This is a genomic window from Posidoniimonas corsicana (assembly GCF_007859765.1).
Taxonomy (GTDB): domain Bacteria; phylum Planctomycetota; class Planctomycetia; order Pirellulales; family Lacipirellulaceae; genus Posidoniimonas; species Posidoniimonas corsicana.
In genome coordinates this window covers 830618-839614 of sequence record NZ_SIHJ01000002.1, presented here as the reverse complement: position 1 = coordinate 839614, position 8997 = coordinate 830618, and the positions used below count along the sequence as shown (strand labels likewise).

The window sequence follows — 8997 nt, the reverse complement described above, 5'->3', positions numbered from 1 at the left end:
CCACCCGCTACGGGCAACGCGCCCAGGCCGAGACCACCATCAGCATGCTCAAACGCCTCCTCGGGCCCCAGCTGCGAGCACGAAAAAAGCCCATGCAGCGACGCGAAGCCGCCCTCAAGACCCTCACTCTCAACCTCATGATCCTCTAAACATCTAGAAGCTTTCTACAGAGCTACATAAGTTCTCGAGGAACCATGTGGTTGTACTGATGGGAAATATGTAGGCGCGGCGCTACTGGAGAGTGCGACATCTACAGTCGATAGAGTACGATCGCTATCGTGCAAATTGCTAAAAACCTTGCAGCGATAGTCGTTTAAACAAACCGACGGAATCACGACGTCGCATTTAGCGTCCGAAAGTTTCGTATCGCCGAGAACTCCTGAAAGTGCTCTTCGCAGTGGCTCAGTTGCGTACTTTGGGCCTCTTCTGACTACTTGGTTGTAGACAGGAACACGGTCCTCAATACCTTTCCTGAAAATGGCTTTCCCGTCAGACTTGAAGACCTGCGAAATCTTAGACAGCGCGACACCGTTTACGATCCCCATGGTCACGATGGATCCAGTCGACGTGCCCGCCACCATGTCGAAGCACTCTCTGACCGGTTTTCCAACGGCATCCTCAAAGTGGCGTAGGAACTCGGCTTGAAATAGGCCTCGGATCCCGCCACCGTCTAAACTGAGGATTTTGTAGGTCATTCGTTTACTCCAGGAAGTGGGGTGGTGGACGAATGTATCCTATGCCATGGGGTGCGGGTTGTCACTAGCGCGTAATGATGGATGAATTCCACCTACACTAGATGCAGATGAGTGGGGCATGGCCTGCACTCTCATCAACTGCAGTTCGTCACATCCAAACGAAAAAGCCCCGGGCGATCCGCCCGGGGCTTTGTGCGTTGTGGATTGCAAGCGGCGGAGGCCTACTTCAGCTTCGTGGCGAAGGCGGGGCCGCCGTACTCGGCCGCCGGGCCGAGGATCTCCTCGATCCGCAGCAGCTGGTTGTACTTGGCCATGCGGTCCGAGCGGCTGGCGGAGCCGGTCTTGATCTGACCGGTCGACAGGGCCACGGCCAGGTCGGCGATGGTGGCGTCCTCGGTCTCGCCCGAGCGGTGGCTGGTCACGCTGGTGTAGCCGGCGCGGTCGGCCATGCGGATGGCGTTGATGGTCTCGGTCAGCGAGCCGATCTGGTTGACCTTGATCAGGATGCTGTTGCCGATGCCCTCGTCGATGCCGCGGCCCAGCCGCTCGACGTTGGTGACGAACAGGTCGTCGCCGACCAGCTGGCACTTGTCGCCGATCTTGTTGGTCAGCATCTTCCAGCCTTCCCAGTCGTCCTCGCTGCAGCCGTCCTCGATGCTGCAGATCGGGAACTTGTCGACCCAGCTGGCCAGCAGGTCGACCATGCCGGCCGAGTCGATCTCCTTGCCGTCAATCGTGTAGACGCCCTTCTTCGAGTCGAAGAACTCGGTGGCGGCGCAGTCCATGGCGAACCAGACCTGCTCGCCCGGCTTGTAGCCGGCCTTCTCGATGGCGGTCAGGATGACGTCGAACGCCTCGGCGTTGGCGCCCAGGTTCGGGGCGAAGCCGCCCTCGTCGCCCACGGAGGTGTTGAGGCCCTTGTCGCTGAGCACCTTCTTCAGGTTGTGGAAGATCTCGCAGCCGCAGCGGAGCGCCTCGCTGAAGTTGTCGAAGCCCAGCGGCATCACCATGAACTCCTGGATGTCCACGGAGTTGTCCGCGTGCTCCCCGCCGTTGAGGATGTTCATCATCGGCGCCGGCAGCAGCCGGGCGTTGCTTCCGCCCAGGTAGCGGAACAGCGGCAGGCCGCTGTAGTTGGCCGCGGCGCGGGCCGTGGCGAGCGACACGCCCAGGATGGCGTTGGCGCCCAGCTTGGCCTTGTTGGGGGTGCCGTCCAGGTCGAGCATGTGCTGGTCGACCGCAATCTGGTCCAGCGCGTCCATGCCGATGAGCTCGTCGGCGATCTGCTCGTTGACGTTCTCAACCGCCTTCGTGACGCCCTTGCCCATGTAGACGGACTTGTCGCCGTCGCGCATCTCAAGGGCCTCGTGGGCGCCCGTGCTGGCGCCGGAGGGAACCGCCGCGCGGCCCATCGAGCCGTCCTCCAGCGTGACGTCCACCTCCACGGTGGGGTTGCCACGGCTGTCGAGGATTTGGCGGGCGTGGATGTCGACGATCATGCTCATGGCTGGAGAGGGGGGTAGGGGGGCGGAGGTGGGGGTTGAAGGTCCATTAGCGGCGGTCGGGGCCGCAAACCGAATCGCCATTCTAGGGCCTTTTCCCCGGCTGTCGAGCGGGCAGGCGAGAGCCCGTTGCGCACCGGCGAGAAACCGGCCTAGTGCTGTATTGAGCCGCTACCCGACCGCGTGCCCCGCTTCGCCTCCTCACCTTCGCGACTCCACCATGCCCAGCCTCTGCCAGCGATTGCTGCTCGTCGCCGCCGCCTGCACGCCGTCCGCCCTCGGCCTGGCCGACGACACCCTGCCACCGTTGCTCCCGTGGGATCCGACAACGTTTGTCCCGTGGGAACCGAGTGAGTCGCCGGTCGGCGTCGTCCCGCAGCCGGGGCCCAGCCCGGTGTCGACGATCGAGCCCCACCAGCGGGCGCCCCTGACCGCCGACGTCCTGTCGGCCGCCGAGGCGAATAACCGATTCGGCCTGAACCTGTACAAGCAGCTCGCGCTGGGAGCAGGCCCGGACGAGGGGCTGCTGTTCTCGCCGCTCAGCGCATCGGCCGCCCTGGGGATGGTTTACGCCGGCGCCGGCGGGAGCACCGCCGAGCAGATGCGGCACGCGCTGGGCTACGCCGCCGCCGGCGCGGACAACCCGCACCTTGGCCTGGGCGGGCTGGTCAACGACCTGAACGACCCCCGCGAGGGCTACGAGCTGCGGCTCGCCAACCGGGTGTTCGTGCAGGACGGCATGCCGCTCGAGCAGGGGTTCCTCGACACCCTGACCAACGACTACCGGGCCCCGGTCGAGCAGCTCGACTTCTACCAATCTCCGGAAGCCTCGCGGCGGCGCATCAACGCCTGGGCGGCCGACGCCACCAACGACCGCATCAAGAACCCGCTGCCGCCGGGGTCAATCACCCAGCACACCCGCCTGGCGCTCGCCAACGCGCTCTACTTCAACGGCGACTGGAAACGCCCGTTCGTCGAGGAGAACACCCGGGATCTGCCGTTCAACGCCCCGGACGGGTCCCAGAGCCTAACCCCGATGATGCGGCAGACTTCGCGGTTCCGCTACGGCGAGTACGACGGCTACCAGATGCTCGAGATGCCCTACGCCGGAGACGACATGTCGATGGTCGTGTTGCTGCCGGACGCCGAGAGCAGCGTCATCGAGCTAGAGCAGTCGCTGGCGTTCGACGATCTCAGCGCCGACCTAGCAGAGGCCGCGTACCGAGAGGTGGCGGTGTCGATGCCGCGGTTTGGGTTCGAAGGGGGCGGCAGCATCAAGGAGGCGCTCCGGTCGCTTGGTATGACCGACGCGTTTGGCGCCGCTGACTTGTCGGGTATCGCGAACCAGCCGTTGGAGTTGAGCGACGTCATCCAAAAGACCTTCATTGACGTCAACGAGCGCGGTGCCGAGGCCGCTGCCGTGACGATCGCCGTCATCGGCGTCACGAGCATGCTACCGGACCTGACGCCGCCGGCCGTGTTCACCGCCGACCGGCCGTTCCTCTACGCGATCCGCGACACCCACAGCGGCGCCTTCTTGTTCATGGGGCGGATGGTCAACCCAGAGCTGAGCGGCGTCGACGAAGCGGCAGTGCCGGAGCCGGCGGCGTTGCTGCTCGCCTGGCTGTCACTGGGGTCGGCCCTCTGCGTGTCGGGCCTGCGGATCACCCGCACAAGCGGCGCAGCCTGACCGCGGTGAACGCACGCGGCGCTGATTCGCGTGCGGCCGCCCGCTCGGAGAGGCTTCACCCGGGGTAGGGTTCAAGTGGCCCGCATTGGCCAGCACGCCGTGACCCCTGGAGCCGAGTCATGCCGATGTTCGATTCCGACGAGGCGTTTGAGGCCTACGTCGCCCAGCAGCAGGCCGAACTGGCCGGCGAGTCGCCCGATGCCGAACCCCAGGCGGCGGCCCCGAAACCAAGCAAGGGCCCGCTGGAGCGTTGCACCACGCTGCTGACGGTGCTGGTCCCGCTTGGGCTGATCGTCCTGGGCGGGGCGTTCGTGTGGAACAACGCCCCCGACCGGTCGCGGGTGTCGCACGACCCGTGGGACAACATCTTGGGCACGGCCGCCTGGGCGACCGGACGCGAGTACAACGCGGACGCCGACACGCTCACTGAGCGGCTCACGCTCCGCAAGCCGGGCGACCCGCGCGGCGACCGCTAGCGCACAAAAAGGCCCGGCCGGGGGTCCCTCCCCGCCGGGTCGCGTGGCTGCGTCCGGTCTCTGTCCCTGCTCCCGGCGACCGGGGACGCGGAGGACGGCGACGCGTCCTCGTCGGTCGAGCAGCCTCGACTCAATTGTTGGCGCCTCACGCCGCGGCGGCCATCGCCTCGCACGCGTCGGCGCAGTCCTGGCAGCTTTGGGCGCAGGTCTGGCAGCGATCGTGGTCGTGCTCGCGGCACTGGTCGGCGCAGTAGCGGCAGACCTCCGCACAGAGCGTGCAGTACTTGTCCGCGAAGCGGCTGCGAGACGCCATCGCGCTGACGCACGCGTAGCACGCCTTCACACACTCGTAACAACAGTTGGGGCAATCGTTCTTGCTCGACTTGGTCATCATGGCGGACAGACACGCCTCGCAGTCGACGATGCACTGTTGGCAGGCTTCCAGGCAGGCTGTGCGGGGATCGGTCATCGTGGGCATGATGGCTCCTCTTGAAGCGTTCAGTTGGCGGTGCGAATCCTCACTTTGGGGGGAGTGCAATCGCCGCGCCGATTGGCTCGGCGTGAACTGCGGGCTTGCGAATCGCGGGCCCGCCAGAGAGACGCCTACTCTTGTGCTGCCGCCGCGCCGGACGCGCTGACCCGGGACAGCCACGTGTCGGTGGGCATGCCGTAGGGGCGGAACTTCTCGCTCTCGCCGGTCTCGTCACTGTAGAACAGGGCGCGGTGCTGGCGGAGGTTGCTAGCGGCCGGCGAGTCGAGCAGGTTGCTGCTGTCGGCCGCGGACATCTGGAACGCCACCCGCAGGCCGAACTCGCGCATGGTCACGCGGTCGAACATCCGCGCCACCTGGTTGTAGCCGTCGCACCAGATCAGCACGTGCACACCGACCGAGGGCCCGTTCTTCAGGATCTCCGTCAGGTGCTTGTCGGCGGTCTTCGGCTTGTCGTCGGACATCGAGAAGCTGAAGTCGTCTTCGCTCTTGCGGAGGTCGCGGAAGCGGGCGCCGGACCAGACCACCAGGTAGACCGGAGGCCCGGCCTCGTCGGGCTGCTCTTCGCGGCGCGCGACCTCCGCCGCCAGGTCCGCCACGCCGGCGGCCGCGTCGCGCGGGGTCGACACCTCGACAGCGTCGCCGCCGAGCGCCTCCGCGATGCGGGGCCAGACGCCAAACGACGCGTCGCCTGGTCGGCTGCCGTCCAGCACCACGAACCGCGCGTCCGGTTCCGCGGCCCACAGCGACACCGCCGAAGTCGACAGCACGCCCAGCGCGGCTTCTTCCTGCTGACCCACCACCAGCAGGTTGGCGCCCGCGTGGCGGCCCAACTCGGCCTGGGTCGGCGGCTTGATCGCCACCGCCGCGCCCACGTACGCGGACGGCGGGAGGTGGACTTCGGATTGCGGTGTGGGGACCGCGGGTTTGCTGTCCGCGGCCTCGCCGGGCGACTTTCGCGAGTCGACTAGCGCGACCAGGTCGCGATTGGTCAGTGGGTCGGCCGGGGCGTTGCCCTCGAACACGATCATCTGGCCCACGGGCTCGCCGACCGACTCGCGGTGCTCGTTGAGCACCCGCAGCCGTTCGGCGCGCTCGGCGTCGGGCAGCCAGACCACCTGGAACGGCTCGTTGGCGCTGGCCAGCCCGTTCTGGTCGTTGTAGATCGCCTCGCCGGGGCGGCTGAGGAACCGCGCGGCCTGGTTCCGCTCGTCCGCCAGGATCAGGTGCGCGTCCGACTCGCTGCACTCCAGCGCGATCCGCACCGCGATCTGTCCCAAGGTGCTGCGGGCGATGGAGTACGCACCGGCCAGCGTCTGCGTGCCGAGCACCACGTGCACGCCGAATGCCCGGCCCTGACGCACCAGTCGGTCCATCAGCAGGCTGGCCTCCTGGGCCAGGCGGTCGTCCTCGACGAACAGCTCCTGGAACTCGTCGATCACCAGCAGGATGCGCGGCATCGGCACATCGGGGTGCATGGCGCGGAAGTCGGCCAGGTTCTGCGCGCCGGAGTCGCGGTACAGCTCGCCGCGGCGGGTCAGCTCGCGGTCCAGCCGCTCCAGCACGCTGAGGCCGAACTCACGCTCGCTCTCGATGGCCACCACCCGCGCGTGCGGCAGGCGGTTGTTGGCGTAGCTCTTGAACTCGACGCCCTTCTTGAAGTCGACCAAGTAAAACTCCAGCTCGTCGGGGCTGAAGTGCAGTGCGGCGCTGGTGATCAGCGCGTGCAGGAACGTCGATTTGCCGGAGCCGGTCTTGCCCGCCACCAGCAGGTGCTGCGAGGTGCCCTTGCCGAGCCGCACGTGCTGCAGCCGGTTGGCGCCCGCCCGGCCAACCGGCACGCGGAGCTCGTGCGAGCAGCTGTCCCGCCAGAAGCCATCGCTCGGCGCGACCACCTTGAACGGCACCTCCACCCGCACGGCGTCCTTGGCAGCGGCGCCCGCCTGCCGGACCACCTCGACCATCCGCTCGGCGCCGGGCGGCTTGGCCGTGGCGATGGGCAGCCGCTCGAACGCCGGGTACCGCCACACGAATCGCTGGCGGGTGTCGTCCCAGGCCAGGTTCACGGCCTGGGCGGTGAGGTCGTCCATGTTGAAGTCGGTCGGCATCCGCTGCTTGCTGTCGATCACCCCCAGGATGTACACGCCGCACCGCGGGCCGCTGGTGGCGATGTTCACCAGCCGCTTGGCCGCGGAGTCGGTGAAGTTGGCCGGGAACCCGCTCACCACCACCACCTGGAACGGCTCGGCCACCTCGCCCGCCTGGGCGTTGTACTCGTGGATGCTGTCGTACTCGCTGCGGAGATACTTCTGGATGACGGTCTCCATGTGCGCGGTGAGCCGCTGGAGCTGCGCGTCGATGTCCCGCGGCTCGCTCCAGATGCGGCTGGCGATCAGGTCCTCCTCGTAGTCCGCCAGGTGCATGAACGGGCTGAGACCCTCGCCGAGCCCGACCGGGTCGAGCAGCGTGAGCCGCACCTTGCCCGGCGGCTGGCCGGTCAGGAAGCGGAGCGTCATGGCCTGCAGCAGGTCCACCGCCTTCTGGCGCGCGGGCCCTTCCGCCGAGACCAGCAGGTGCGGCTGCTCGGTGAGCGTGACCAGCGTGGGGACGGCGATTTCGGTCTCGTCGGGGCGGAGTTCCGGGTGCTCGGACAGGCCGTGCTTGATGGCCGCCAGGTCGAGCCGGGCCTCGCCGAACGGGACCGCCAGCTGCGCGTCGTCGGGCTTGGGCCACTCGCCGAAGTCGGCGTCGGCCCAGTCCGGGAAGCGGTCGGCGCAGAGGGACCGCTGCTCGGCGAAGTCGGCGCTGATCCGCCGGCAGCCCTCCAGCCACGCGGCCCTCATCGCACGCCAGTCGGCGGCCTGCTGCTCCTCCAGCCGCTTCTCTTCGGCGGCGCACTCGGCTTCGGCGTCGCGGATGGTGGTGTCCCGGTCCTCTAAGAGCTGCGCAACCCGCGCCTTGTGCTCGCGGTCCAGCCGCTCGACGGCCTCTTCGTGGCTCTCCCGGCTTTCTTTCAGCCGGCGGGGGTACTCCTCGTCGATCCGCGCTCGCTCCGCGTCGTTCTTTGCTTTGGCGGCGGTCAGCTCCGTGGTCACCTGCTCCTGCAACGCCGCCAGGTCGGCGTCGCGCCGTTCGATGAGTTGTCGGGCGTGGGTCTCGCTGCGGGTACGGGCCAGGCGGAGGCTGTATTCGGTTTCGCCCAACGCGTGCTCCAGCAGCCCCGACACCGCGGCGTAGCGTTCCTCGGTCTGCTTGCGGGCGAGCGGCCGGATCACGAACCACAGCAGGCCGCCAACCGCCGCCATCGCGGCCACGCCGGCGGCGGCGCCGATCGCGATGCTCCGTCCCAGAGGCTCGAGGCCCACGGCGGGCATCGTCAGTGGCATCGCGAGCACGAAGACGGCCAGCACGAAACCGAGCAGGTTGCCCGGGTCGAACAGCCGCGACAGCCAGCCGTCGTACAGCTGCTGGGCGGCGGTGCGGGCCGCCTCGGCGTCGGCGGCGACCGAGTCGACGCCCTGGTCCACCGACGCGTCGGTCGGTTCGCGGGGCGGCAGCTGCTCGATGCTCGAGCTGGGGTCGGGCTCGGTCGCGGCGAGGCCGAGCCAGCGGTCGGCGAGCACCTCGTCGGCGGCCTGGCGGGTCTGCTGCAGGTGGTCACGCAGCTCGGCGAAGCGGCGGGTGACCTCCTCCAGCCGCTCGCGGGGCTGCTCTTTCTGCGCGTCGTAGATGGAGCGGATCTGCCAGGCGCCGTCGTCCAGCTTCTTGCGGGCGGCGTCCTTGGCCCGCTTACGCTGCTGCTCCAGCTCGGTGCGGAGCTTCTGGTACTCCCACCGCAGCGCGTTGGTGACGCGGTCGTAGTCCTCCGACTCCGCCTCGCGTTGGCGGGCGTCGAGGTCCTCGGCCGCGGCCAGCTCTTGTTCGTGCTCCAGCCGGGCCGGTTTGATGGTCTTGTCGCGCTTCTTGCGCGCCGCCTTCAGGCCCGACTCAAGGTCTTGGGCGATGCGCAGCTCCTCCTCGTGCCGCGTCTTGGCCAGACGCTGCAGGTCGCGCATCAGCTCGAGTTGGCGGCGCGTGGAGAGGATGGGGTCGGACAAGTCGTCTTCGGTGCTGACGGGCGGGGCGGGGAGGAGCGTCGTCACGG

General features: G+C 67.9%; 6 protein-coding genes. 2 read left to right on the top strand and 4 right to left on the bottom strand.

The features are described from left to right. Positions 1-164 precede the first annotated feature (164 nt). Both KOR34_RS19380 and eno read right to left on the bottom strand, forming a co-directional pair. The gene (locus KOR34_RS19380; RefSeq protein ID WP_146567243.1) at positions 165-695 is read right to left on the bottom strand and encodes a patatin-like phospholipase family protein; all 531 of its coding nucleotides are present in this window, start codon (positions 693-695) and stop codon (positions 165-167) included. A 221-nt stretch (positions 696-916) separates the two neighbouring features. Next, the gene (gene eno / locus KOR34_RS19375; RefSeq protein ID WP_146567242.1) at positions 917-2200 is read right to left on the bottom strand and encodes a phosphopyruvate hydratase; all 1284 of its coding nucleotides are present in this window, start codon (positions 2198-2200) and stop codon (positions 917-919) included. Positions 2201-2417: 217 nt separating this feature from the next. Here eno and KOR34_RS19370 point away from each other — a divergent pair, with 217 nt between their 5' ends. Together KOR34_RS19370 and KOR34_RS19365 are read left to right on the top strand one after the other, a co-directional pair. Then, complete coding sequence (locus KOR34_RS19370) at positions 2418-3887, top strand: serpin family protein (protein WP_146567241.1); 1470 nt, start codon at positions 2418-2420, stop codon at positions 3885-3887. Positions 3888-4006: 119 nt separating this feature from the next. Continuing rightward, positions 4007-4363, top strand: coding sequence for a hypothetical protein (locus KOR34_RS19365; protein WP_146567240.1), 357 nt, complete (start codon positions 4007-4009; stop codon positions 4361-4363). Between the two features lie 145 nt (positions 4364-4508). Here KOR34_RS19365 and KOR34_RS19360 read toward each other — a convergent pair whose 3' ends face one another. Both KOR34_RS19360 and KOR34_RS19355 read right to left on the bottom strand, forming a co-directional pair. After that, entirely contained in the window at positions 4509-4841 is a 333-nt protein-coding gene (locus KOR34_RS19360) for a hypothetical protein (RefSeq protein WP_197531591.1), read from the bottom strand. 125 nt (positions 4842-4966) lie between these two features. Further along, the gene (locus KOR34_RS19355) at positions 4967-8995 is read right to left on the bottom strand and encodes an FtsK/SpoIIIE domain-containing protein (protein ID WP_146567239.1); all 4029 of its coding nucleotides are present in this window, start codon (positions 8993-8995) and stop codon (positions 4967-4969) included. Between the last annotated feature and the right edge of the window lie 2 nt (positions 8996-8997).

Bases quoted from the DNA above. Each gene is read 5' to 3' on its own strand.
- KOR34_RS19380 (WP_146567243.1), bottom strand. From the start codon at position 695: ATGACCTACAAAATCCTCAGTTTAGACGGTGGCGGGATCCGAGGCCTA.
- KOR34_RS19370 (WP_146567241.1), top strand. From the start codon at position 2,418: ATGCCCAGCCTCTGCCAGCGATTGCTGCTCGTCGCCGCCGCCTGCACG.
- KOR34_RS19360 (WP_197531591.1), bottom strand. From the start codon at position 4,841: ATGCCCACGATGACCGATCCCCGCACAGCCTGCCTGGAAGCCTGCCAA.
- eno (WP_146567242.1), bottom strand. From the start codon at position 2,200: ATGAGCATGATCGTCGACATCCACGCCCGCCAAATCCTCGACAGCCGT.
- KOR34_RS19365 (WP_146567240.1), top strand. From the start codon at position 4,007: ATGCCGATGTTCGATTCCGACGAGGCGTTTGAGGCCTACGTCGCCCAG.